Genomic DNA, 24,045 nt, shown 5'->3' with positions numbered 1-24,045 from the left:
GACCCGACGGCGCTGCGGCGGGATCGCGCGCTCGGAGCGGCGCGTGGTCACGAACGCATCCCACTCGCCTGCTTCCGGTGCTCTGTTGACCACGGCAGGGTGCGGCGGCGCCGGGGCGCAGCCGCTGCGCGCTCAGAACGGCGGGATGTCTGCCTCGCTGCGCCGGGTGGTGTTGCGGGCGCGCACGTCGTTCAGCGCCGCGCGCAGAGTCTTCGAGCGGTCATCGACCACCTGGTCGTAGCCGAGTCGCGCGGCCTCTGAACGGCGCTGCGCCGACTGAGTCACGGGGCGGATCTCGCCCGCCAGGCTGAGCTCGCCGACGGCGGCGACCGTGCGAGGCACGGAGATCTGCTGGATGGACCCTGCCACGGCGATCGCGATCGCCAAGTCGGCGGCCGGTTCGGTGAAGCGCACACCGCCCACGGTCGAGACGTAGACGTCGAGATTGCTCGTCTTGATGTGCGCTCGTCGTTCGAGGATCGCCAGCACCATCGCCACGCGCGACGAGTCGAGCCCGTGCACGACACGACGGGGGTTGGGCGCCGTCGTGTTGATGGTGAGCGCCTGCACCTCGACGGGCAGCGCTCTGCGCCCCTCCAGAGAGATGGCCACGCAGGTGCCGGGCTCTGTCGCGCCCTGCGAGAGGAAGAGGCCCGAGGGATCGGGCACCTCGGAGATGCCCGCACCCGTCATCTCGAAGCATCCGACCTCATCGGTGGGGCCGAATCGGTTCTTCAGCGCCCGGATGAAGCGCAATGAGGTCTGTCGGTCGCCCTCGAAGTGGCAGACGACGTCGACCAGATGCTCGAGCACTCGAGGGCCGGCGACCGTGCCGTCTTTCGTGACATGGCCGACCAGGATGATGGGCAGGCTGCGGTCTTTCGCGACACGGATCAGAGTCGCCGCCACCTCGCGCACCTGACTCGGCTGACCGGCCGCGCCGTCGATGAGTGACGATGACACCGTCTGCACCGAGTCGACGATGACCAGCTGCGGGGCCACCTCGTCGATGTGGCCGAGGATCGTCGCGAGATCGGTCTCGCTCGCGAGATAGAGCTCGTCGTGCAGGGCGCCGGTGCGCTCTGCGCGCAGGCGCACCTGGGCGGGAGACTCCTCGGCGCTGGCGTAGAGCACGCGACGCCCCGACCGGGCAGCCTGGGCTGCGACCTCGAGCAGCAGCGTCGACTTGCCGACACCCGGTTCGCCGCTGAGCAGGATCGCCGCACCGGGCACGATCCCCCCGCCGAGCACGCGGTCGAACTCGCCGACACCGCTCGTGCGGCGCGGGGCGTCTTCGGTGGTGATCTGCGTGATCGGGCGGGCGGCCTTCGCCGCCGTCGGCGCGAGCGGGGTGATGCGGCTCAGGATGCCGGTCTGCACGCCCTGCTCCTGCACGGTGCCCCACTGCTGGCACTCGGCGCACCGACCCACCCACTTGGCCGTCGTCCACCCGCATTCGGTGCAGACGTACGCGGGAGGGGCAGGTTTTCGGGTGGCCATGCAGCCAGGCTATCGCCGGGATCAGACATCCCTATCGGTTCGGGCATTATTCACGGCCCAACCCCTCGATGTCGCGCAGCGGCCACGGAATACTGGAGTCATGGCCAACGGCGGGCCCGTCTGCGGGCCGATCTCGACCTTCTCGCGAGTGCGGATCCTGCACGCGCTGTTCGAGGGCGGCTCGGCGCAGGACGACGGCACGCGGACGCGCGCGGAGCGCACGATCGGCGAGCTCTGCGAGGCGACGGGGCTGCACCCCAACACGGTGCGCGAGCACCTGCAGCGTCTGATCGAGGGTGGCTACGTCATCCAGGCCAGCGAGCACCGCACCACCCGCGGTCGCCCGCGCACGCTCTACAGCGCGGTGACGGGCGCAGCGGATGCCTCCAGCCCCATCGCCCGCAACAAGGCGAAGGCGGCCGCCGTCCGCGGCGATCTGCTGCGCCGAGTCCTTCCTGCGTCGGCATCCGCTCTGGGTCGCGATGCGACCTATCAGCTGGATGCCCTGATCGAACACTTGGAGGAGAGCGGCTTCGAGCCCGTCGTCGATGACGAGCAGCTCACCGTCGATCTCAGCCCGTGCCCGCACGCCGCGGGTCGCGCCGAAGACCGTCCGATGCTGTGCTCCGTGCACCTCGGCCTCATGCAGGGGGTGCTCACCGAAGCCGGTGGGCCGCTCGCTGCCGAGGCCGTGCGCACCCCCGCCCTCGCGGCGGACTGCGCTGTGCCTGCTGAGTGCGTGGTGCAGCTGCGCCTGACGGAGATGACCGCCGCCTAGGCGAGCATCTGTCTTATTCACGGTCTGCGGCCCCGCGAGGGCAGCGGGCACGTCGTTAGCGTGGCACCCGGGGCACGGAAGAACACGGGCACGGAAGAAGGAGTGGCTCATGGAATGGCTCGACCCGCTGGTCCTGTCTCGATGGCAGTTCGGTCTGACGACCGTCTACCACTACCTGTTCGTGCCGCTGACGATCGGCATGGCGCTCGTCGCAGCCATCTTCCAGACCGCGTGGGTGCGCACCGGCAAGGTGCAGTACCTGCACCTCACGCGCTTCTTCGGCAAGATCTTCCTGATCAACTTCGCCATGGGCGTCGTGACCGGCATCGTGCAGGAGTTCCAGTTCGGCATGAACTGGTCGGACTACTCGCGTTTCGTCGGTGACGTCTTCGGCGCCCCGCTCGCCTTCGAAGGCCTGCTCGCGTTCTTCTTCGAGGCGACGTTCATCGGCCTGTGGATCTTCGGCTGGGACAAGCTCCCACAGAAGCTGCACCTCGCCACGATCTGGTGCGTCTCGATCGGCAGCATCCTCTCGGCGTACTTCATCATCGCCGCGAACGCGTTCATGCAGAATCCGGTCGGCTACGTCTTCAACCCCGAGACCAACCGCGCCGAGCTCACCGACTTCTGGGCGCTGCTCACGAACCCCGTCGCGCTCGCCGCATTCCCCCACACGATCTTCGGTGCGCTGATGTTCGCCGCCGGCGTCGTGATCTCGGTCTCGGCCTGGCACCTGGCACGCGGCCAGCACTTCGACACCATGCGCATCTCGCTGAAGTTCGGGCTCTGGGCGATGATCGTCTCGACCGCCGGCGTCGTGCTCACCGGTGACCAGCTGGGCCTCGCGATGTACGCCGCGCAGCCGATGAAGATGGCCGCGGCGGAAGCGACGTTCAACACGGTGTGCGGGCCCGATGCCTCGTTCAGCCTGTTCACGCTCGGCACCCCCGACGGCAGCTCCGAGCTGTTCTCGATCCGTGTTCCGTACCTTCTGTCACTGCTGTCGACGCACACGTTCGACGCCTGCGTGCACGGCATCAACGACCTCAACGCCGAGTACGCCACCACGTTCGCCGACACCGGCCTCACCGAGTTCGCCCCGATCCTCTGGGTCACGTACTGGGCGTTCCGCTGGATGATCGGCCTCGGCATGGCCGCAGCCCTCGTCGCCGTGGTCGGTCTCTGGGTCACCCGCAAGGGCGCCAAGAACCCGCCGACGCCCTGGATGTGGAAGCTCGCGATCTGGTCGTTCCCGCTCGCGCTCATCGCCAACATCATGGGCTGGGTCTTCACCGAGATGGGCAGGCAGCCCTGGATCGTGTTCGGTCTGATGACCACGCAGGACGGCGTCTCGCCAGGAGTCAGCGGCGTCGAAGTGCTCATCTCGCTGATCGCGTTCACAGCGATCTACGCCGCGCTCGCCGTGGTCGAGATCCGCCTCATCATCCGCGCGGCCCAGAAGGGTCCGGATACCGAAGAGCAGCCCCACGAGGAGACGGCCCAGCTGCCGTCCGTCGTGTACTGAGAGAGGGATCAGTCATGGAATACATGTGGTTCTGGATCGTCGCCTTCCTCTTCGTCGGCTACTTCGTGCTCGACGGATTCGACTTCGGCGTGGGCATGTCGCTGCCGTTCCTCGGCAAGAACGACGTCTCACGTCGCCAGGTGATCAACACGATCGGCCCGATCTGGGATCTCAACGAGACCTGGGTCATCGTGGCCGGCGCATGCCTGTTCGCGTCGTTCCCCGAGTGGTACGCGACGCTGTTCAGCGGCTTCTACCTTCCGCTGCTGTTGATCCTGCTCGCGCTCATTCTGCGAGGTGTTTCGTTCGAGTACCGGCACCAGCGCGAGAGCGCTCAGTGGAAGCGCGGGTTCGACCGGATGATCGTGATCGGCTCTGCCGTGCCCGCGCTGCTGTGGGGCGTCGCCTTCGGCAACATCGTGCAGGGGGTGGCGATCGACGAGAACCACATCTACGTCGGGGGCTTCTTCGCCCTGCTCAACCCCTATTCGCTGCTCGTCGGCGTCACGACGCTGCTGCTGTTCTTCCTGCACGGCGTGCTGTTCGTCTCGCTCAAGACCGATGGACAGGTGCACGCGGATGCTCGTCGACTGGTGAAGCTCGCCGCCGGCCCGACCGTGCTCGCCGCCGCGGGAACCGTGATCTGGACCATCGGCATCGCCTGGGGGCGCCAGTCTCCACTGATGCTCATGGTGGTCGGCTGCGGGCTCGTCGCTGCACTCGCCCTGGTCGCGTCGGTGCTGTTCTCGATGCGCGGACGTGACGGGCGGGCATTCACGGCGGGCGCTGTCACCGTGGCATCCGCTGTCGTGATGCTGTTCGCGGCGCTGTTCCCCTACGTCATGCCGTCGACCATCGACCCGGCCTTCAGCCTCACGATCGAGAACGCATCGAGCACCCCGTATACGCTGACCATCATGAGCTGGACCGCCCTGATCGCACTGCCCCTGGTGCTGGCGTACCAGACGTGGACCTATTGGATCTTCCGCAAGCGGGTCACCCGCAGCTCGATCGAGGGGGCTCCGGCGCACGCGTGAGACCCGACTCCTGCTCCGGTCGCAGTTCGTGCCGCATCCCTGATCGGGGCGCGGCACGAACTGCGGCCGGAGTTTCCCGTCCGACGGCTGCTGCGGGGAGCGAGCGGTGAAGCCGGTCGACATCCGCCTGCTGCGATATGCGAGTGCGGCCCGTGGATTCCTGCTGCTGTCGGGCGCGATCGGCGTCGTGCAGACGGCGGTCACCGTCGCGTTCGCGTGGCTGCTGACGCAGGCCGTCACCGGCGTGCTCGCGGGGCGCGATGTCACGGCATCCCTGCTGTGCTTGCTCGGTCTGGCGGCGCTTCGGGGCGTGCTGATCGCCGCCTCGGATGCCGCAGGCACCCGTGCCGCGGCGAAGACGGGCATGCAGCTGCGCGCTGCGCTGATCGCTGCGGTCGGCCGGCTCGGACCCGGCTGGCTGGCGCAGCGCAATCAGGCAGGTCTCGCGGTGACCGCAGGGCATGGACTCGAGGCGCTCGACGCGTACTTCGCGCGATACATCCCGCAGCTGGTGCTCACGGTCATCGCGACGCCGGTGCTGGTGGCGGTCATGTGGTGGCAGGACTGGCCGAGCGGACTCACCGCGATCATCACGCTCCCACTGATCCCGCTCTTCCTGATCCTGATCGGCATCGCGACCCGCACGGTGCAGCGCACCCAGTGGCAGACGCTGCAGCGGCTCGCGGCCCGGTTCGCCGACACGGTGCAGGGGCTCTCGACGCTGCGCCTGTTCGGTCGAGAGCGCCGTGCGGCCGCCCAGATCGAGGCCACCGCCGACGAGTACCGCCGCGAGACCATGAAGGTGCTGCGGTTCTCGTTCCTGTCCGGTTTCGCGATGGAGCTGCTGGCCTCGCTCGCCGTGGCGCTGATCGCGGTGGCCGTAGGATTCCGGCTGCTGTCCGGCGACCTGTCGCTCGAGGTCGGGCTGTTCGTGCTGCTGCTCGCCCCCGAGGCCTTCCTGCCGATCCGACAGGTCGGCGTGCAGTTCCATGCCGCGTCCGAGGGGGTCGCTGCGACGGAGGACGTGTTCGAGGTGCTCGACGCGGCGGAGGCTCGCGTCGTCGGCGTTCACAATTCAGCACGGAACCCTGGCACGGTGCCGGAAGAAGAGCTGAGCGCTGGTTTCGGCCGTGTTCATGCTGAATTGCGAACGGGCAACGCGCGAGACCTCGTCGTATCGGATCTACGTGTGCGCGATCTGCCGCCCGTCTCGTTCACAGCCGTTCCTGGAACCATCACGCTGATCGAAGGGCCGAGCGGCGCGGGCAAGTCGAGTCTGCTCGCGGCGCTGCGCAGTGCGGTCGAGTTCGATGGCTCGGCCGAGGCCGGCGGCGTCGATGTGCGCGAGCTCGCACCGTCGGAATGGCTGGCCTGGAGCGGACAGCGGCCGCAGCTGAGCCGTGGCACGATCGCGGCGAACGTGGCGCTGGGCGATGCGGACCCGGATGCCGACCGCATCCGCCGTGCACTCGACGATGCGTGCGCGCAGGAACTGGATCCGACGTGCGAACTCGGCGTGCAGGGCAGCGGGCTGTCGGGTGGCCAGGCGCAGCGGGTCGCGGTCGCGCGGGCGCTGTATCGGCAGGCCGGCAACCCTGACGCGGTGCTGGCGCTCGACGAGCCGTCGAGCGCGCTCGACCCCGACACCGAGGCGCGGCTCTGGACCTCGCTGCGGGCGCGGGCGGATGCCGGTGGCACGATCCTCCTCGTCTCGCACCGCCGATCGGCGAGAGCAATCGCCGACCACGTCGTCGAGCTGGGGGTGCGGGTATGAGCACCGACTCCGCGCGCATCCGGGGCATCCTTCGCCTGGCGCAGCCGCCTGTTCGTCGCTTCCTCCCCGGCCTGATCTGGGGCTTCCTCTCGGCTGGTGCCGCGGTGAGCCTGCTCGCGGTCAGCGGGTGGCTGATCGTCAGCGCGTCGATCGTGGACTCGCTCGTGCCGCTGTCGATCGCGGTGGTGGGCGTGCGGTTCTTCGCGGTGTCGCGGGCGGTGACGCGCTACCTCGAGCGTCTGAGCGGACACGATGCGGCGCTGCGGCAGCTCGCGTCGACCCGCGCCGACATGGTGCGGCGGCTGACTCCGCTGTCGCCCGCGGGGCTCGGGCGCACCGATCACGGCCGGGTGCTGTCGGCCCTGGTCGACGATGTCGAGAACCTGCAGAACCTGCCGCTGCGGGTGATCCAGCCTCTCGCCGTGTCGGGGCTCGTGGCGCTCGGCGCCGTCGGATTCCTTGCGTTCGTCTCGGTGCCGGCCGCGCTCACCCTCGCTGCGTGCCTCGTGATCGCCGCGGCTGCAGCCGTCGGTCTTGGGTGGCTGTTCGGGTCGCGCGCCGAGGCAGCTGTGTCGAGTCGCCGCGGCGACCTGTCGGCGGCGCTGACGGACTACTTCGGTTCGCTCGACGTGCTGCTCGCCTACGGAGCCGAACCGCAGGCGCGTGAGCGCGTGCGACAGGCGGATGCCGAGCTGCGTCGCGCTGTGAGCACGGCCTCCCTCGCGCAGGCGATCGCGGCCGGGGTCGTGTCTGCGGTGGCGGGTGCCGCGTCCGTGTGGGCGCTCGCGGTGGCGGCGCCGGGCCTGCAGACCGGCGCGATCGACGGGCCCTGGCTGGCCGTCGCCGTGCTCGTGCCGATGGTCGTGTTCGAGGTGTTCGGCGCGGTGCCGATCGCCGCGGCATCCTGGCGGAGCGTGCGGTCGAGTGCCGAGCGCATCGTCGACGTGCTGCCCTCCGAGGTGCCGGGCGAACTGAGGTCGGACGACGGCGAGGATGCCGAGATCGACGGCGTCCCGGCGCTGAGGCTGCGGGGCGTGCGGGCGTGGTGGCCCGGTGGGGCGCCGGCGTTGCGCGGAGTGGATCTCGATCTGCATCCGGGAGAGCGCGTGCTCGTGTCGGGGCCGAGTGGGGCGGGCAAGAGCTCTCTGGCTGCCGCGATCGTCGGATTCCTGCGGGTCGAGGGCGAGTATTCCGTGGGCGGCATGGATGCGGCGGCGCTGTCGGGTCCCGCGCTCCGCCGCACGATCGGGCTGTGCGAGCAGAGTCCGCAGCTGTTCGACGAGGACATCCGGCAGAACCTGCTGTTCGCCCGCGACGATGCGACCGATGATGAGCTGCTCGCCGTGCTCGACCGGGTCGGACTCGGGTCATGGGTGCGCGAGCGCGGGGGACTGGATGCACGGGTCGGCGACCGAGGCGGCCTCGTGTCGGGCGGTCAGGCGCAGCGCATCGCCCTGGCTCGAGCGCTCCTGCGGGGATTCCCGGTGCTCGTGCTCGACGAGCCGACCGCGGGGGTCGATCCCGACGCATCCGATGCCCTGCTGCGCGACCTGCTGCAGGCCGCGGGGGAGCAGTCGGTGCTGCTGATCTCGCACGTCGCCCCTCCGGCCGGAACCGTCGACCGGGTCGTCAGGTTGGAAGAGGGGCGCACCGTATCGGGGTAGCCGGCGGTCATCCGCGTCCGCAGGGCCGGCCCGCGGGCACAGGGTCGCATGACGGGCGCGGCGCCGTGGCATCCGTCGTCTCGTGCGGTGGGTGGGCTTCTGCGTCCGAAGGTGTGCTCGCTGGTGCGTGAGGATCTCCGTACCTCGTGTCCGTGTGCAGGGCGCAGGCACGGATGCCCTCTCGATATCGGGGTTCCGATCCTGCAGGCGTGCCTCGGTCCTGCGATCGGTACGTGTGGACGGTCCCCGGGATGGCGGCTCGGGGTGTGACGCGGTGCGGCCCGTCCGTTGAGCGAGGAGCGCAGCGACCAGACGAAACGCGGTGAGCGTCCCCGTCAGACGCTCAGGTCGGCCCGGGGCTCCATGACGATGCCCTGGGCTTCGAAGACGCGGCGACGCTCTTCGATGCGTCGGTGCAGTTCGACCTGCGCGTCGTCGACGAGCTGCGGGTCGAGATCGACCGTCGCGGGGTGCGGGTCGCCGTGGTTCGCCTCGATGTAGGCATCGAGCTCGGGGCCGGACGTCCACGACGTGATCAGGGCGTAGCGTGGAGTCGTGCCGCGGTGCCAGACCGCATGCCAGAAGCGCTGCGTGTCGACGATGATGCGCGAGCCCTCGCGCAGCGGCAGGCGGATCTCGGTCGCCGGGTCGAACCGGTCGGAGCGCAGGAGCAGCAGCGAGTCGGTGTCGTCGGAGAGGTTGTAATAGCCGCGAACGACCCAGCCGGTGCCGTCTTCGTTGAGGCGGTTGTTGTCGTCCTGGTGCAGGTTGTAGACGGCGTCGGCGTATTCGTTGGGCTGCAGCTCGATGACGCGGCAGCGGCCGACTCCGGCACCGGGTTCGAGAGCGCGGCGCTGCAGGGTCGGGGCGATCGCGACCTGCGACTCGACCCACACGCCGTCTTTATCGGTGCGAGGAGGGGTGTGGTTCCAGAATCCGTTGCATTCGATCGCGCCGGCATAGCTCGCGAGCGGGGCGAAGCGCGTGACGCCCGACGAGCGCCACCCGATGTACTCGAGATCGAGCCACTCGGCGGGGTCGGATGCCTGGTCGTGGTCGTCGAGCACGACGTAGCCGGTCTCTGCCAGCGCCTCTGACCTGATGAAGCCCATTGCGTCCCCTCCGTGCCTGATTCCTTAGGCCATCCTAACCAGGGGACATGGCGGCCGACCGAGGCGCGGCCGGGGAAAACCCCGTCGATTCGCGCCGTGGCCCGGGTTGTCGTAAGCTAGTCCGCGGTGACGTGTCCGAGCGGCCGAAGGTGCAACTCTCGAAAAGTTGTGTAGGGTAACCCCCTACCGTGGGTTCAAATCCCACCGTCACCGCCACGGAAACCCCCGAGAAATCGGGGGTTTCTCCGTATCCAAGGTCGGGTGTGGTGCATTATTGGTGCAGTTTTCGATGTCGAGCTCCTCGACATCGCTTAGCTCATCAGTCCGCTCAAGTCCCGTGCGAACCTCGGACCCCTACTTCTTTTGGGGTCGTCGCGGGTGCGAGTCCGATCGCGACCCCTGAAGACGGCCCGCCGGGGAGGACGACACCATCAACACACCGAGGTCGATCGTCTCCGGCGCGGGATCTATCGTAGGTAGCGGCGGGTATCGCCACTCTGCCAGGGCGTACGGGGGCTCATGCAAATACAGCAGGCGCAAGCGGACGTGCGGCGCATCTACAAGGGCGGTGCCTTCGGTACTGTCGTTTCGGCCATGGTCTGGGGTGTCGCATCGGCGGCATTCGAATGGGCGACGCCGGTCGCCGCGATGGCCGTACTGTTCGCGGGGGGATGCTCATTTTTCCTCTGGCTTCGCTTGCCCTGAAAATCACGGGCGGCCCGAGCGCCCTACCAAAGGGACATCCCTCCATCGGGCTGGCCATGCAATCCGCCTTCACCGTCCCGATCGGATTGCTTCTTGCCTTGGCGCTCGGAACAGTCGATCCTCGACTGTTCCTTCCAGCCGCCGCCATAATCGTCGGAGCGCACTACCTGACATTCATTGCTTTGTACGGCATGCGGGAGTACGCGGTTCTCGCCGGAGCGCTGGTGCTCATCGGAACCTCTGCTCTGTTCGTGGTGCCGGAGTTCCGCGAGTTTGTCGGCTGGACCTGCACGCTGGTTCTCGTCCTCGCCGCACCGCTTCTCTATCGCGCCGGAATGCGGGACGAGTAGATGAGAGACCTAACTCCATCGGCCTGTCGTCGAGGTCGGACCGCCATGACGAACGTCAACGCCGCGCGTCGAGTATCGGAGAGAGCCAGACGAGGTGCCGTCGCGGCGGGCTGGCGAAGGGGGCCTCTGCCGCGACCGCGATCTGCACAGTGGTAGCGCCCTGGCCCATCTGCCGTGCGACTGCGTCGCGGAGCAGAGTCAGCGGAACGCACTCGCGGGCCTGCGTTGCATCGAGAACGCCGAGCATGGTGAGTTCCCGGCAAACGTCGATTGCGGCATGATCACGGCGACCGTCGGGATTCACCAGGAGGTGCCACCAACGCGGCGTGCGCGGCGGATACAGGCGCCTCCACCCGCCCGCCTCGCCGTCGACGACTGAGCGATACAACGGCACCAGGTCCTCGGTGGCGGGGTTCGGCACGAAGAAACGCCAGTCGGGGAGAACCATGCGCAACGACTTCTTGCGCCGAGGTCCGTCGAACTCGCGGAGCGGATGCTGGGTGACGACGGTCAGTGCGATCCAGGCTGCGAGGGACCACGTCATTGCGCTGGCATGTGCGGGGCGGCGCCTCACCTCAACGCACCTTTCTCCACTGCCGTCGCGAGAGCGTCCACGAGCGCATCGGAGGGCATGGCCTCCACCGAAGGAAGCCAGGTTGGAGCTTCTATCGAGGCGCCCTCGGCACTGCAGATGTTTCGCCACCGAGTGACCAGGTCAGGCTCACCCGCGGCAAGCCGACGAGAGACCAGGACCGCGGTGTCGGGATCGACGAGGTCGCTGAGCGTCCGCGCTCCCGCGATGACTGTCCATAGCTCATCGCAGACTGCCTGCCACGCCTGAGGGTCGCGGTCGATGGCCTGCACAAGCTCGCGCGTGATTGTGTCGAGGCCGGGTGGCACCGCGGCCGGAGCTCTGAGCAGGTCGCCACCGAACCACAGCGTCGTGCGGGTCAGTCGTGCGTCGAACAGCCGGGACCTCGCGCGTCTCAGCATCCGCGGCGAGGCCGTCATCCAGTCGCCTGCGCAGGAGGGGTCGATGAGGAGCCGTCCGAGCACCCTCTCGGGCCGTGGCCAGGTGCCCACAACCAGCGCACCGAATCCGATACCCACAAGGAACACCTCCCGTTCGCCGCATTCGTAGTCCAGTTGCTCGGCAAGCCGTTTCCCCGCCGTCGTGATCGCGCTCGATCCCGATCGGTCGCCACGCAAGCGTGGCTCCACTCGGGCGTTTCCGACGCCCGCCCGGTCGACCTGCGCCACGTCGAAGCCCCGCTCGGCGAGCGTATGCGCGAGCGGTCGCCAGAAGTCCGCGCCGAGCCCGACGTCGGGCTCGATCACGACAAGTGGTCCTCCCGCAATCGGGGATTCAGAACGACTCACGCTCACGACCGGCGCCGCCTGATGTGCCGTCAGGCCACGTCGTCGCCAGGGAGCGGTCGCGGCGGCGACGGCTCCGCCCAAAAGCACGAGTGCTGTCGCGCGTGAGGCGACGCGCATCACGCTGGGCCCCGTCTGCGTCGCCGAGACCGCCGCGTGTACTCGGCGTGCCGAGATGCCCGCAACATCGCGGGGTGGAATGCAGCGAACGCCCAGAAGAACCTATTGAGCCCCATCGTGACAGCGTTGACAAGGTGAAACGCACGCATCGCCCACACGCCCACCTGTGCGAACTTCGGCGGCGCGAGCAACGCGACCGGGGCGGCGACCTCCGCCACGATCGCGGCCCACGTGATGAGACGGGACAAGCGCGGGTGCTTTCTGAGTGTCCGAGCGACTTCCTCCGTGCTGTAGGTCCGAGCTTCGGAGAGCTCCGCCAAGGCGGTGCCACCGCGCCACTTGTCGCCGGCGAGCTTTCCGAGTCCGGAGACTCCGTAGGAAAGCGCTCCTTGCACAGCGATAGTGTCCAGCACATCCGCCCGGTATCGGGGCGAAGCGCGGCCGATGCCGCACAAGGCGTGGACGACGATGGTCACGTGATCGGAGCCTTCAGAGCCGTAAAAGTGTTTCGGCGCGAGCGCTGCGCCGGTCGCGCTCAGTACGAGGTTCGCGACTAAACGGCAACGAGATGAGCGGACAGGGAGCACGAGCACTGTCACAGAAGCGAGACGCGCGGCGTGGAGTAACTGTTCCATCGATTCTGCGCCAATGTGGTCCAGGATTCTCGTTCCTAACGTCGGCGAGGAATCGCTCGAGACCACCCGTCGCCGCTGCGACGGCCAGTGATTCAGGCCTCCGAATATCCGGTCCTGCGGGCGCAAAAGGTACTCCAGACTGGACACACCGCTCGCCACGGCACCCAAGCGCTCAATCTGTTTCAGCACTCGCTCGTCGTCGGGTCTGGGGTGACGCGTCGTCATGGGCACATCGTAGCCAAATGCTCGACGCGTGTGCGGATCCGTCGCGCCGGATCTCAGAATTTATCCATCAATTTGCGTCTTACCTGGTAGCGTAAGCGCGACCCGCCCAATCCGGCAGGTCGATAGTGAGTCTGTGCCATCCGGAAACTCGCTATGAAGGGGGGTGAAATATGTCAGAAACGATGGAACTTGCCGACATCGATGTGATGTTCGACGAGATCGAGATCATTGAACTCGACGAAACTGTGACGCTTTCGGAGACCGCGGCGTCTTCGGTGAGCAGCTCCTGTAACAGCTGCTCCTGCTGCGCATCGACCTCGTGCTGCAGCGTCAACGTGTTCGTCGGCCTGTGAGAGAACACCACACCTTCGCGGAGGGTGTCGGTGCGACTCGCCGCCACCCTCCGCGTCCCATTCTGCAGAGGGCACTTCGTGATTATTGAGAACATTTCGAAAAGCTACGGGGACGTGACCGCGCTCGATAGTGTGAGCGCCGAAATCCGCGAAGGAGCGATCACAGGGATTGTCGGTCGCAATGGCAGCGGCAAGACCACTCTTCTTGAGATCATCGTCGGCTTGACCGCGGCTGACACCGGAGCGATCGTGTACGGAGGTGGGATCACTCGTGCCAACCTCCGTGAACGGCTCGGTGTGATCCTGCAGGAGACCGCCTACTACGACCAGATCAAGGTGCACGAGATCTTGCAGCTCTTCGCGAGCTACTACAAGAAGTCGGTTGACGTAAAGCCGCTGATCGAGCGGCTCGACCTCCAGCCGTATCTAAACAAGTACGTGAGCAAGCTCTCTGGCGGCACTCAGCAGAGGGTCAACCTCGCGCTCGCATTCATCAACGCCCCCGCACTTGCCGTGCTCGACGAACCCACGACCGGTCTTGATCCTCTGTCCCGGGAGTTCTTCTGGACATCTCTACGGTCGCTCGCCCCAGGATCCACGGTGCTTCTGTCGACGCATTCGATGGAAGAGGTGGAGGAGTACTGTGACTCGCTGCTCGTCCTCAACGACGGGAAGCTCGTCTTCGGCGGCGAGGTTGCCGGGTTCGTTGATAGGTACGACGCCCGGTCCCTCAATGATGCGTATCTTCGAATGGCAGGTGACCGCTGATGCTTCTCCAGCAGCTCAAGATCGAGCTTCTCGTTTACCTCCGCCAACCCCTGTATCTGCTCTTCAGTGTCATCATGCCGGTCGTTGTGTTCGCGGTATTTGCGAGCATGTTCGGCGAATCCTCATACGGCGACGCTTCTTTCTTTGCGCAGTACATCCCTGCGTTCGTGACGCTTATAGTGTTCGCGTCCGCCGTGTACAACATCGGGAACCAGGTCGTGACCGACAAGGTGCGCGGTGTGTATCGCCGCCTTCTCGTCACGCCTATGCCATTCGGCAGGTTCTTGTTCGTGCTCGTGTTGAAGGCGTCTCTCACGGCACTGGCCGGCCTCGCTCTCGTGCTGATCGCAGCGCGCGTGATGTTCGATGTGAGCTCCCCGCATCTGGTGTTCTTCGTCGTCGCCTTCGTCGTCGCCCTTGTCTATGCACTTACCTTCGGGTTTGGTGCCGGGGTCGTGTTCACTCGGATCAACACGTACTCCGCTGTGATGATGTTCGCTTTTCTGCCGATGTTCTTCCTCAGCGACGCAGCATGGCCCATCGCCATGCTGCCGGAGTGGCTGCAGACCGTCGCGGAATACAATCCCCTCTATCACCTGGTCAAGCTCATGCGCTGGGCGTGGAACCCGAGCGCCGAGGTCTGGCAGAGCAGCTCGCTGTGGATCTCGGTCTCGGTGCTCCTCGGGCTGCTGATCGTCTTCCTCCCCGTGGTGCTCTGGCGATGGCGCAAGACCAGTCGGTGACGATCGAGGAGTTTCCATACACGGTAGAGCGCGTACCGCTGCACGCCGACGACTTCCTAGACAGCGGAGCGGACGTCGTCGACGCTCGTCGTCGTCTCCGCTCTGCTGAGGCGGAACTTCACCGTGTCAGACTTGCCGCCCTCGAAGCGGTTCGCGCCTGCGCGCCTCGCACCGCCGAAGGCTCCCACGTCGTGCGGGTGCTGCGCAGCAACGACATCACGCGAGTGATGATGCTCGAGACCTCTGTATTCAACGGTGGGATGCTCAGCCGGGTCCGCGCCGCTGCGTCGGCGGTCGCGACTGCACGTCGCGACTACGACGAGATCTGCGAGTCCGCGCTTCTGCGCACGCGAGCCGCCCTCAAGAGGGTCTGGCAGGAGAGCCCTGATCTGGCGTGGTCCCTGCATACGTTGGGCGAGGGGGTGGAGCAGTCGCACGCGCGATTGATCAGCCATTCCGGCCCACCCGATGCGCGGTATCGCAAGCACGAGCTGGTCTTCGCCCGCATCGCGGCCCGAGCGGCGATGAAGACATCGCCGCTGTCGAGGTTCACGCAGACCATCATCCATCCGCCGTCCGAGCACCGGGGGGGACTCCGTCATCGGCCATTCAGCTTCCACAATGCCGCCCTGTTCGAGCTCTACGAGGCCGCGGCCCTCTCCGACGAGGGAATCGACCACTTCGCCTGGGAGGTGCGACCATTCACCTCCGTCGTTGACGGACATGTCGTCGCGTACACAGAGGAATGGAACTCGGGCTCAGGTTCTGTGTATCGAACGCGCGATGGAGCCATCCGGCTTCCGGCGCGACCGGTGCTTGCGGCGATTGTGAACTCCGGCTCGCCGTGGACCGTAGCTCGGCTGAGCACAGAGCTGGGCCTCTCCGACGGCTCGGCGCGGAAGCTGCTCCGACGGTTGGCTTCGGTGGGTGTGGTGCGTCCGGCAGACCTCCCCTCTGATCGGACAGATCTTGCCCTCGCGATCGCAGATCGCATCCGCGATCGGCCGACTGCGACTCTCACTCCGGCGCTCGGTGAACTGGAGACTGCGCTGCGCGACCTCTCGGCAGAGCTCGACTCGCTCAACGCCGCGCCGTCGCGGACGTCTCTGTCGAAGGCGATGCGCGGTCTCGCGGCAGTTCGGGACAGATGGGGTGCGCACGGGGACCGCCCGCCTTCCCGTCTGGTGTACGAGGATTCGGTGCGCCTGGGGGGCGCGTCGTCACCTCTCCCGGACTCCGCTACGGAGGACCTAGGTAGATTCCTGGCGCTGTGGCCTCTGTTCGATGTGAACGTGAGGATTCAGTTGACCTTCGCCGCCGCAGCCCGCGCGGCGTGGGGCGACGGGGCATCGAGGACTGCAGAAGACCCGCTGTTCTTTCGGCTCGCGTCCGACGCGAACGTCGCATATCGCAGCTTCTGGAGCGATCCGTGGGCAAGGATCCCTACCACCGTGCCCGACATCTCCGTGCTCGACGATCTCCGTGAAGAGTTTGTGGCGCGTCTGCGCGACGAAAGTGCGGCGGGGGAGATTCGACTCGAGGCCGCCTTTCTCGACGGGCTGCGCAGTCGCATTCCGGACTCGGTGTCGCGACTTGCCGCCGCCTATTCGGTCTTCCATATGACGGATGCGAATGGTGACGTCGTGCTCAACAAGCTCTACCCGGGTCACCTCGCCTTTCTCGGTCGGTTTCTCCGCCACCTTCCCGTCTCAGACAGCGATCGCTCGCTGGTTGAGGAGTACTACTCGAGGGGGGACATCGCTCCCGCCGAAATCTATGAGACGTGCGGGTTCAATGCCGCCGCACGTCCGGAATCGATGTTCCACCGTCGTGTGGTAACTCGCTACACGAGGGACAGAGCGGCCGACGCCAACTACGAGCAGGTCGTTGATCTCAGCACTGCCACGGTAGACGTTACCGAGACTCGTCCAGTGGTGATCGCCCCAGCGGGTGAACGACTTCAGCCGGTACTCACGTCGAACCTCATCCGAGCCTTTTTCCCCGCCTATACCGCGTTCACGACGAACCTGTACAGCAACATAAACCACGCCTTCGAGTACCTCACTCTGTTCCTCGATGCGCTGCCGGACGCCTCCGACCCCGACCACGTCATCGCGAGCCCGCGGATTCGGGCAGGCCGTGTGGTGCTTGAGCGTCGCCATTGGGTCGTCCCGGCGACACGATTGCGCGTGCTAGCGGGGCCCTCGGTCTCGGAATCGCTCGGCGAGCTCATCGACCTGTTCGACGAACTCTCGATGCCGCAGCGCTTCTACTTCCAGACCCGCCGTGCTGGCAACGTCGGCACGCCGGTGCGGTCGATCTCGACTGGCTTCACCAAGCCGCAGTTCTGCGATCTTGACCACCCGCTGCTGGTGAAGGTGTTCCTGAACGCTATCGGGAACACCGATCTCGTGATCGTGGCAGAGGCCCTGCCCGACCGTGCGAGTGCCGAAGAGTACATTCGCGAGTTCGTCGTCGGAGGAGTGTGATGATCGAACTCACGATCGGCATGAATACCAGCCGGGCTGCCAAGATGCGCTTTCACGTCGAGCAGCTGCTCCCGATACTCCGCGCGACGGAGTGTCGATACTACGTCGAGCGGACGGTCGCCGGCGTACCGATCTTCCGCTGCTACGTCGATGCCCCCGATAGCCTCGCGGATGATCTGCGCAGCCAGGTGCAGACCGCCGCCGACGAGTTTTTGGGCTCCCTGGATGACGAGGAGCGCCAGCCCGCGGCTTCGTATGGAGACATGTGGCGGGACATCCGCAAGATACACCGGCTGGGTCGTGTGAGAGTCGCCGCGCACGGCCGAGCGGAGACGGCCGTCGTCTCGTACATCGAACGCCGCGGTGAGTACTTCCGTGTCGAGGACATGGAGCGCTTCAACCACTTCTTGTTCGAGGTCCAGCCGCTCATGGAACGCACGATGGAGTACCTCGACGCGGATCGGCGCAAGAGAGAAGTGTTGTTCGTGTTCGGCCTTTTCGGCGTGACGGCACCGCTGTTTCAGGTCGGCGGCCAGCCTGCAGGATACCTGTCGTTCAAGTCCCATGTGATCGGCTTCTTCTCGTACAAGCATCCGGGGTTGCCGAAGTACGCCGCGGCCTTCGATCAGGTGTACACGCGCGCGGCACAGCAGCTCAACACTCTGCTCGACACGGCGATGGCGGTGACACCGGCCCGGGAACCAGGCGACGGGCAACTCCTCGCCCTGCTCGCCAATTGGCGCGACGTCCTGATGCGTTTGAACGACGCGCTGCGAGGCGCACGCGACGTGAAGCAGGACTCGCTGCGGCGATCTTGGCGTGCCCAGCTCGACTACCGGCGGTTCCGCAAGCTGAGCCGCTTCCATGCCGACGCGTTCAGCGCGCAGAACGTCGCCGTGCTTGACTCCTACGAGTTCGGAGCGTATCGAATGTGCGTGAACTTCGCTTACCTGCTGCTTCCCACTCTCGGTATCAGCTCCAGGAAACGCGTCGAGGCGGCCTATCTGTTGGTGCGCACGCTCGAACACCCCGCGAACTTCCTCAGCGACGTCGGAGGTTCACGGTGAGATACGTCGTGTACCGGGGGAACGCAGCATTCGAGGAAACTGCGCACGGAACTACTGTGCGAGTTGGACGACGGCAGGCGACCATCCCGCATTCGCTTCTTCCTGCGGATGCGCTCCGTACAGCGGCTCGCGAGTTGCAACACCCGCGTCCCTCTGCTGGCTTCGCGCCGACCCCTGGCATGCGAGTGCTCGAGAAGATGGGAGCACTTGCGACGACGGCCCTGGAACACGCCGACCTCGACGGTTGGCCGTACGTCCTCAAGCATGCTCCCGATCCCGATCAGGCGATCGAACGGCTGGGCGAGTGGGCGCTGGACGCGTCGAGCGTTCCGGACGATGCAGCGTTCGCGACGGGTCTGTGGCGCATGTTCACCACCGCGACCGAGATCTCGAGAGTCTGCAGGATCGTCGTATGGGGTGATGACATGGGGACGTACGAGCCTGGCAGGGTCTGCCTCGTGATCGATCCGCGTGTGTCATTGGCCTTCCCTGCGCGCGCCGTCGTCACCGACGATGTGCAGTCTCTCGCTCGACAGTGGAGAGTCCACGACCCGCGGCGCGCGCCCGACGACATGCAGTTCGCTGGACCGGGGTCTCCTCTGCGACGATTGCTGATCGCGCTCGGGATCGCGCTGCTCGTCGACCGGACCGCGGGAATCGGACGCCTCCGCAACGCGTACACGGTGACGAGGGACCTTGACGTGTCGAACGTCACGATGAAGGGCTACCCTGAGTGCATTCGGCTCGCGGAGACTCCGGCCGAGAGCATCCCGGCGACGAATGCGCAGATCGTCGACCGTGTTCTGGTGCGCGGCGTCTCCGACCCGACGGTCGCGGGCGAGCTGCGTCTTTCAACTCACGACGGGCACCCGATCGCGACGTGCAACTGGCAGTTGCGGGGAACGGCTCACACGGTTTCGGCGTCCGGGGCCGATGCAGCCGAGGCGGGAGTCAATGCGATCGCCGCGGCCGTGTCCAGGTCGTTGCGCATCCTCGGATGGCGCTCTTTCACCGTGCGGGTCGGCTCAGCCGAGGTCGTGCATGGGGACATGCGCGCGGGCGTTGCACGACGTACGGCTCCTGATCTACTTGGCGACGAGATCGAGGTGTTCGTCGACGGGGCGCCGGTGCAGCGGGGGCAGGGGGCGGCGCGATGACCATGTGGGTCGATCTCGGCGACATGTTGTACGGCGGCGAGTTCTCATCGGCGAAGGCCGTGGAGCGGGGCGTCCGCGACGCTCTCGCTCGAAACGGTCGACCGACTCCGATCGGCGATAGCGGGACCCCCGATCCGTTCACCTCGGCGCTGCGATCAGCGTGGAAAGAAAGCGCGCCAGAGGCCGTCCAGGGCGTCCTGCGCGAATGGAACGATCGCACGCACGAAGCGACCTCGCGGCGAGTGTCGATCGAGCAACGGCGCCAATATGAGCACCGAGACGACCCCCTCCCCAACGAGCGACCGAGCGGCGCGGACGGCAGGATCAGTGGTCCTCCCGACACTGACCCGCTCCGTGACGAATTGTTCGATCCGCAACTCGGCTTGATCTCCAATCTCTTCCGTGACCTCAACTCGAGCGGCATCGCCACTGTCGGGGCCGAGTTCCGATACGCGTCGGCGGTTGTGACCTCCTTCGGACGCGGCGACACGTTCGAGGCTGCCGAACGGGTCGCAATCCTCGAGATGATAGAACGACACGCATTGCACGACGTGGCTGGCGAGGTGCATCGCTACCCCTATGCGGGTCCCGGATATGTCGATCCTCGGGCGTTGCTGCACTTCGCCGAAAAGCAGGCGAAGGATCGCGTAGCGTATCGCGATGGTGACCCGGTGCTGTGGCTGAGGGGCGTCCACTATCCATCGGGGGAGCCGGCGCACGTGCCGCTGCAAGCCGTCGAGCTCGGACACGTCGCCGAGCCCCGCTATCTCTACGAGAGCTCCAGCGGGGCTGCGGTGGGCAGCTCTCTGTCGGAGGCGCGTCTGTTCGCGCTGCTCGAGATGATCGAGCGTGATGCGTTTCTCGTCTTCTGGATCGCCCGTCCGCAGCTGCAGCGCATCGATCCCGGATCGCTCCCCGGGGACCTGGGGAACCTTGTCGACAGCGCTCGCACACCGCAGCGATCCATCGACCTGTTCAACCTCACGATGGACATCGCCGTGCCCGTGGTCCTTTGCCTGATCCGTGACGAGGATGGACCCGTCCGCTCTTACCTGAGCACGGCGTCGCACCTTGACGCGGCGACGGCGGTGCGGCTGGCGGTAGACGAGGCTGTCGTCGGACATGCCATCTATGCCACCAATCCTGCTCTTGCCGAGGAGTTCTCCGCGACATCGGAGGTCGACGAAATGTTCGACCACGTCCACCGTGGAGCTTCTCGCGCGTTCCGCGAGAAGTACGACTACCTCAGAGATTCCGAGACCGTGCAGTTCGACGAATGGGCGCGCCGATATCCGGTGACGGCCGCGGGGCGGACCGCCGACGACATCCTGCGCTCGTTGGTGCATCAGGTGTCCGACGACACCGATGTCTACTTCGTCGACGTGACCACCGATGTGAGCTTCAGTCATGGACTCTTCGTCGCGAAGGCCATCGTGCCGGAGATGCTGCCGATGACGTTCGGCCATCGACACCGACGGATCAACCTCCGCCGCGTTCGCCGAGCAATCGCTCGTTCCGGGTACGCCGGCACCGATCTCGGAGAGGAGCGGTTGCGCGAACATGCCGATGACCCGCATCCCTTCCCTTGAGTCTCGCGTCGGCCTTCGGGACGAGCTGCTTCGTGACCGTTATGAGCGCTTCGCCGGCGGCTGGCCCCGTTCCGCGGTGTCGCTCATCGACGCGCTTCGCACTCTCAGGCGGGGAGAAATGAGGTCGGGCAGACAGAATGCGCTGAGCGAGGTCCTCGCCGAGTCCGTCTCCCCGTTGTGGGTGTCGACCGAAAACCCCTACCCGCTGCACTCCGCGGCGCCGGCTCCTCGAGGCCGGCTCTGGAATCCTGTGATCGCGCAGGATCTCGACACCGGGATCTGGTGGACTCTCGACCGGGCCACCGGGATGTTCCACTGGCTGGGTGATGCGCCGACCGATCCTGCCCCTGAACCCGGAACGCGACTTCGGATGGTGGTTCTGCTCGAACCGAACGGACTTCCGGCGATCTACGGGGACTTCGGGGTCGTGCTGAGTCTGATCTCGGCTGGCCACGTGCTGTTCCAGTGGGCGTCGTCGGCGGCACGGCGAGGGGCAGAGCTGCGCTGGATCCGCAACGGCAGAGGCGGGCTGCCTACGGGGCCCGACACCGTCCCCCTCCTCGAGGCGACGTATCAAACGGAGCCGCGTTCCGGCGCGGATGCTCCCGCGTTCGTTGGATGGGGATACCGGGTCGAGCACGCGCCGCTAGAGCGACGGTCTGGGCCGGTCGGAGCCCTGCTGGATGAGCTGACGACGCCTCAGAATCGTCAGGCCGACGTCGTCCTGACTTCGGCTCCGGCTTTCACGCACCGACGAGCGCGGGAGCGTGTGCGGTACGAGTCGATACGGACGAGCGCACAATCGGCGGAAGGACTGTCGTTCCTTGGCGGATCGCTAACGGAAGAGGACCGCGGCACGCTGCTCGACGGACTGTCAGTCGCTCTCGAATCTTGCCCACCCGCCGATCTCGAGGTCCTGCTGCTGTCGCACGAGGCGGATGGTCAGGCGTGGCGCGTCGATGGGCTGAGAAGGGATGCCCGCGCAGTGTGCCATTCCCAGCGGGGCGGCCTGGGTGACGAGGAGGTCATCCGTCTCGTCGTGCGCGACGGACTCCAGCTTCTCGGCTGTGCGTGGATCGTCGTGATCGGCAGTACTCGCGCAGACCCCTCGCCATCCGCGTTTGCGACCGAGCTGATCGTCGCCGGGATGCTGGGTCAGGCTGTCGGCATCGCCGCAGCCTCGTGCGGGCACGCCGCGCATCCCTTGCGCAGTCTTGACGAACGCTCTTCCGCCGAGACGCTCGGAAGGCTCTTTCCCCTCTACTTGATCGCCGGCGGTCTGCCATCCCAATCGCAGCTCAAGATACCGGTGCCCCGATGACCATCGACTGGACCTCGCTACACGTGTACTGCCACAGCCCGCAGTCTCAGGACCGCCTCATCACCGGCGTGGCCGATGCGCTCGCCGTCGAGCCGACGCACTGGTTCTTCGTGCGCTATTGGCTGCACGGACCACATGTGCGATTCCGTTTCGCAGAGCCGTCTGCGGCCGAGAAGGTGCGTGCGTACGCTGTGCGCACACTTGCGAACTCCGACTCAGCAGATCTGACTGCGCACGACTACTACGCGAAGATCTCTCCGCATCTCCGAGAGGGCCATGAGGTGAGCGACGCGACCCCCTGGTACACGACTGGCACTGTCCGCGACGAAGTGTACACACCGGAACTTCAGCGGTACGGGGCTGGGGAGGCGATGGCCGCGGCCGAGAAGGCCTTCGTCTCGTCGAGCCGACTCGCCGTCGATGTGATTCGCGCATCGGGGTCACGCGCCAGTCGGCTGGCCGCGGCTGCCTATGTGATGAATGCCGTGGTGGAGCGGATGGGATTTGTCGACGAGTTCAGCCGGTACGGCGGCTTCTGGTCGCGATCATCCCGACGGATCATCCCGGCCGACGCGGTCGGGGCCGTCCTCTCGCCGATTCGGGCAGGGGCTGTGCTGAGCGATGTCGAGACAGGCCTCGCAGAATGGATCGAAGATCTGGAGGCCACGCGGCCGCTCCTCGCAGAGGCAGCCCCGCTCGTGCTCGCTTCACAGATCCACATGACGAACAACAGACTGGGGGTGCCGATCGAGTGGGAAGCCGCTCTCGGCAGCGCGCTCTGGGGAGATACATGAGCGAGTGGACAAAGGCGGCGCCCGGTCCGTTCCGCCGCGACGCCACGACGACCGACTACCTTCGCGACAGCGGGCTGGTGTCATTCGACCTTGCGCAAACCGCGCCCAGGTCGGACGCAGCGATACTCGAACGCCCCATCGGGCGCACGGTGCCGTACCCGGCTCCGTCCGAGAATGCTCGGCGGGCAGCGTCTCTGAGCGACATCCTTTCCGCTCGTCGTTCCGAATGGCCCCGCGCCGGACGGGAGCGGCTCCACGTCCCGACTGTGATGGCGCGAACCTTTGGAACCGTGCGGGTGGGCGTCGATGGCCACCACCACCGCGCCTACCCCTCTGCGAGTCGGGCATACGCCGTGCATGCCCACGTCTTCGCGCCGGCGATCGACGATTCCGTCATCGGGCGGTACGACCCGCGCGGTCACGGCCTGCACGAGGTCGTCTCGACCAGCGCATCGAGCCTTGATGCGCTCACACCGCAGACGCGCTTCGGATACCGGACGTTCGCTGACGCGGGCGCAGCCATCTTCCTTGTGGGAGACATCGCCGCGCTGAGCGGCAGGTACGGCGCTCTGGCGCTCAGGCTGCTCCTGCTCGAGGCGGGCCACATCGGCGGTCTCCTGCAGCTCGTCTGCACTGAGCTGGGAGGCACGGCGTTGCCAATGGGAGGCTTCTACGACGACGAGGTCGCCACCGCGCTCAGTCTCGATGCGGGTCAGCATTGTCTATACGTCTGGGTGATCGGCTGATGGACGGTCTCGTTGCTGGCGACCGTTACATCATCGTCCCCGTCGACGACGAAGTGGTGGTGCACGACGTTGATGCCTGGGCAACTGCGTCCCGGTCGCGGGTCGGCAGAGAGCTCGCTCTCGAGCTATCCACGTGGAATGACATGCCCTTAGACGAGAGGTCAGCTCAGCGCCGCGCCGCGATCGCTCGTAGGCTCGACGGACGTTCACGGGTCA

At 66.5% G+C, this 24,045-nt stretch carries 21 protein-coding genes and 1 tRNA gene; 17 read left to right on the top strand and 5 right to left on the bottom strand.

Annotation, left to right across the window (positions count from 1 at the left end):
- Nucleotides 1–132: 132 nt before the first annotated feature.
- Complete coding sequence (gene radA, locus ASF87_RS03490) at nucleotides 133–1,500, bottom strand: DNA repair protein RadA (RefSeq protein WP_056374199.1); 1,368 nt, start codon at nucleotides 1,498–1,500, stop codon at nucleotides 133–135.
- Nucleotides 1,501–1,600: 100 nt separating this feature from the next.
- Here radA and ASF87_RS03485 point away from each other — a divergent pair, with 100 nt between their 5' ends.
- From ASF87_RS03485 to cydC, 5 genes are all read left to right on the top strand, one after another.
- Complete coding sequence (locus ASF87_RS03485) at nucleotides 1,601–2,278, top strand: helix-turn-helix transcriptional regulator (protein WP_056374197.1); 678 nt, start codon at nucleotides 1,601–1,603, stop codon at nucleotides 2,276–2,278.
- A 109-nt stretch (nucleotides 2,279–2,387) separates the two neighbouring features.
- Nucleotides 2,388–3,803 (top strand): cytochrome ubiquinol oxidase subunit I, encoded by a 1,416-nt coding sequence (locus ASF87_RS03480; RefSeq protein ID WP_056374194.1) that lies wholly within the window; start codon nucleotides 2,388–2,390, stop codon nucleotides 3,801–3,803.
- A 14-nt stretch (nucleotides 3,804–3,817) separates the two neighbouring features.
- A complete protein-coding gene (gene cydB, locus ASF87_RS03475) occupies nucleotides 3,818–4,840 on the top strand; it encodes a cytochrome d ubiquinol oxidase subunit II (RefSeq protein ID WP_056374193.1) in 1,023 nt (340 codons plus the stop codon).
- 106 nt (nucleotides 4,841–4,946) lie between these two features.
- Complete coding sequence (gene cydD / locus ASF87_RS03470) at nucleotides 4,947–6,614, top strand: thiol reductant ABC exporter subunit CydD (protein ID WP_056374190.1); 1,668 nt, start codon at nucleotides 4,947–4,949, stop codon at nucleotides 6,612–6,614.
- On the top strand, nucleotides 6,611–8,278 hold the full coding sequence (gene cydC / locus ASF87_RS03465) for a thiol reductant ABC exporter subunit CydC (protein WP_056374188.1): 1,668 nt from the start codon (nucleotides 6,611–6,613) through the stop codon (nucleotides 8,276–8,278). The genes cydD and cydC overlap by 4 nt, the downstream gene beginning before the upstream one ends.
- A gap of 335 nt (nucleotides 8,279–8,613) precedes the next feature.
- On the opposite strand, the gene ASF87_RS03460 is transcribed toward cydC, so the two are convergent.
- Nucleotides 8,614–9,390, bottom strand: a complete 777-nt coding sequence (locus ASF87_RS03460; RefSeq protein WP_042539944.1) for a hypothetical protein — start codon at nucleotides 9,388–9,390, stop codon at nucleotides 8,614–8,616.
- A 125-nt stretch (nucleotides 9,391–9,515) separates the two neighbouring features.
- On the opposite strand from ASF87_RS03460, the gene ASF87_RS03455 reads away from it, so the two are divergent.
- A tRNA-Ser gene (locus ASF87_RS03455) sits at nucleotides 9,516–9,606 on the top strand.
- Nucleotides 9,607–10,061: 455 nt separating this feature from the next.
- Nucleotides 10,062–10,445, top strand: coding sequence for a DUF7010 family protein (locus tag ASF87_RS03450; RefSeq protein ID WP_056374186.1), 384 nt, complete (start codon nucleotides 10,062–10,064; stop codon nucleotides 10,443–10,445).
- 55 nt (nucleotides 10,446–10,500) lie between these two features.
- Here the strand turns inward: ASF87_RS03450 and ASF87_RS03445 are convergent, their stop codons facing one another.
- The 3 genes from ASF87_RS03445 to ASF87_RS17645 form a co-directional block, all read right to left on the bottom strand.
- Nucleotides 10,501–10,989 (bottom strand): hypothetical protein, encoded by a 489-nt coding sequence (locus tag ASF87_RS03445; protein WP_056374184.1) that lies wholly within the window; start codon nucleotides 10,987–10,989, stop codon nucleotides 10,501–10,503.
- Between the two features lie 26 nt (nucleotides 10,990–11,015).
- Complete coding sequence (locus ASF87_RS03440) at nucleotides 11,016–11,783, bottom strand: alpha/beta hydrolase (RefSeq protein WP_056374182.1); 768 nt, start codon at nucleotides 11,781–11,783, stop codon at nucleotides 11,016–11,018.
- Between the two features lie 158 nt (nucleotides 11,784–11,941).
- Nucleotides 11,942–12,418 (bottom strand): hypothetical protein, encoded by a 477-nt coding sequence (locus tag ASF87_RS17645; RefSeq protein ID WP_157549992.1) that lies wholly within the window; start codon nucleotides 12,416–12,418, stop codon nucleotides 11,942–11,944.
- A 554-nt stretch (nucleotides 12,419–12,972) separates the two neighbouring features.
- On the opposite strand from ASF87_RS17645, the gene ASF87_RS03430 reads away from it, so the two are divergent.
- From ASF87_RS03430 to ASF87_RS17430, 10 genes are all read left to right on the top strand, one after another.
- On the top strand, nucleotides 12,973–13,155 hold the full coding sequence (locus ASF87_RS03430) for a thiazolylpeptide-type bacteriocin (protein ID WP_056374177.1): 183 nt from the start codon (nucleotides 12,973–12,975) through the stop codon (nucleotides 13,153–13,155).
- Nucleotides 13,156–13,185: 30 nt separating this feature from the next.
- Nucleotides 13,186–13,923 (top strand): ABC transporter ATP-binding protein, encoded by a 738-nt coding sequence (locus ASF87_RS03425; RefSeq protein ID WP_056374175.1) that lies wholly within the window; start codon nucleotides 13,186–13,188, stop codon nucleotides 13,921–13,923.
- Nucleotides 13,923–14,666 (top strand): ABC transporter permease, encoded by a 744-nt coding sequence (locus tag ASF87_RS03420; protein WP_056374173.1) that lies wholly within the window; start codon nucleotides 13,923–13,925, stop codon nucleotides 14,664–14,666. The genes ASF87_RS03425 and ASF87_RS03420 overlap by 1 nt, the downstream gene beginning before the upstream one ends.
- 1,304 nt (nucleotides 14,667–15,970) lie before the next feature.
- Nucleotides 15,971–17,155 carry a hypothetical protein gene (locus ASF87_RS17640; RefSeq protein WP_157549991.1) on the top strand — a complete coding sequence of 395 codons (1,185 nt, stop codon included), beginning with the start codon at nucleotides 15,971–15,973 and terminating at the stop codon, nucleotides 17,153–17,155.
- A complete protein-coding gene (locus tag ASF87_RS03410) occupies nucleotides 17,155–18,222 on the top strand; it encodes a hypothetical protein (protein ID WP_056374170.1) in 1,068 nt (355 codons plus the stop codon). The genes ASF87_RS17640 and ASF87_RS03410 overlap by 1 nt, the downstream gene beginning before the upstream one ends.
- A gap of 197 nt (nucleotides 18,223–18,419) precedes the next feature.
- Complete coding sequence (locus ASF87_RS03405) at nucleotides 18,420–19,379, top strand: hypothetical protein (RefSeq protein ID WP_157549990.1); 960 nt, start codon at nucleotides 18,420–18,422, stop codon at nucleotides 19,377–19,379.
- The gene (locus tag ASF87_RS03400; RefSeq protein WP_082508744.1) at nucleotides 19,376–20,968 is read left to right on the top strand and encodes a YcaO-like family protein; all 1,593 of its coding nucleotides are present in this window, start codon (nucleotides 19,376–19,378) and stop codon (nucleotides 20,966–20,968) included. Before ASF87_RS03405 ends, ASF87_RS03400 begins: the two co-directional genes overlap by 4 nt.
- A gap of 118 nt (nucleotides 20,969–21,086) precedes the next feature.
- The gene (locus ASF87_RS03395) at nucleotides 21,087–22,289 is read left to right on the top strand and encodes a hypothetical protein (protein WP_157549989.1); all 1,203 of its coding nucleotides are present in this window, start codon (nucleotides 21,087–21,089) and stop codon (nucleotides 22,287–22,289) included.
- Entirely contained in the window at nucleotides 22,286–23,083 is a 798-nt protein-coding gene (locus tag ASF87_RS03390; protein ID WP_056374162.1) for a lantibiotic dehydratase C-terminal domain-containing protein, read from the top strand. The genes ASF87_RS03395 and ASF87_RS03390 overlap by 4 nt, the downstream gene beginning before the upstream one ends.
- A complete protein-coding gene (locus tag ASF87_RS17430) occupies nucleotides 23,080–23,829 on the top strand; it encodes a nitroreductase family protein (RefSeq protein ID WP_082508743.1) in 750 nt (249 codons plus the stop codon). Before ASF87_RS03390 ends, ASF87_RS17430 begins: the two co-directional genes overlap by 4 nt.
- Nucleotides 23,830–24,045: the final 216 nt, after the last annotated feature.

The organism is Microbacterium sp. Leaf161, from assembly GCF_001423645.1.
Classification (GTDB): Bacteria; Actinomycetota; Actinomycetes; order Actinomycetales; family Microbacteriaceae; genus Microbacterium; species Microbacterium forte.
This window is presented reverse-complemented; position numbering and strand designations above follow the sequence as displayed.

Bases quoted from the DNA above. Each gene is read 5' to 3' on its own strand.
- ASF87_RS03480 (WP_056374194.1), top strand. From the start codon at position 2,388: ATGGAATGGCTCGACCCGCTGGTCCTGTCTCGATGGCAGTTCGGTCTG.
- ASF87_RS03410 (WP_056374170.1), top strand. From the start codon at position 17,155: ATGATCGAACTCACGATCGGCATGAATACCAGCCGGGCTGCCAAGATG.
- ASF87_RS17430 (WP_082508743.1), top strand. From the start codon at position 23,080: ATGAGCGAGTGGACAAAGGCGGCGCCCGGTCCGTTCCGCCGCGACGCC.
- ASF87_RS03390 (WP_056374162.1), top strand. From the start codon at position 22,286: ATGACCATCGACTGGACCTCGCTACACGTGTACTGCCACAGCCCGCAG.
- ASF87_RS03430 (WP_056374177.1), top strand. From the start codon at position 12,973: ATGTCAGAAACGATGGAACTTGCCGACATCGATGTGATGTTCGACGAG.
- ASF87_RS03445 (WP_056374184.1), bottom strand. From the start codon at position 10,989: ATGACGTGGTCCCTCGCAGCCTGGATCGCACTGACCGTCGTCACCCAG.
- radA (WP_056374199.1), bottom strand. From the start codon at position 1,500: ATGGCCACCCGAAAACCTGCCCCTCCCGCGTACGTCTGCACCGAATGC.
- ASF87_RS03460 (WP_042539944.1), bottom strand. From the start codon at position 9,390: ATGGGCTTCATCAGGTCAGAGGCGCTGGCAGAGACCGGCTACGTCGTG.
- ASF87_RS03450 (WP_056374186.1), top strand. From the start codon at position 10,062: ATGCTCATTTTTCCTCTGGCTTCGCTTGCCCTGAAAATCACGGGCGGC.
- ASF87_RS03400 (WP_082508744.1), top strand. From the start codon at position 19,376: ATGACCATGTGGGTCGATCTCGGCGACATGTTGTACGGCGGCGAGTTC.
- ASF87_RS03395 (WP_157549989.1), top strand. From the start codon at position 21,087: ATGAGGTCGGGCAGACAGAATGCGCTGAGCGAGGTCCTCGCCGAGTCC.
- ASF87_RS03485 (WP_056374197.1), top strand. From the start codon at position 1,601: ATGGCCAACGGCGGGCCCGTCTGCGGGCCGATCTCGACCTTCTCGCGA.
- ASF87_RS03420 (WP_056374173.1), top strand. From the start codon at position 13,923: ATGCTTCTCCAGCAGCTCAAGATCGAGCTTCTCGTTTACCTCCGCCAA.
- ASF87_RS03405 (WP_157549990.1), top strand. From the start codon at position 18,420: ATGGGAGCACTTGCGACGACGGCCCTGGAACACGCCGACCTCGACGGT.
- cydB (WP_056374193.1), top strand. From the start codon at position 3,818: ATGGAATACATGTGGTTCTGGATCGTCGCCTTCCTCTTCGTCGGCTAC.
- cydC (WP_056374188.1), top strand. From the start codon at position 6,611: ATGAGCACCGACTCCGCGCGCATCCGGGGCATCCTTCGCCTGGCGCAG.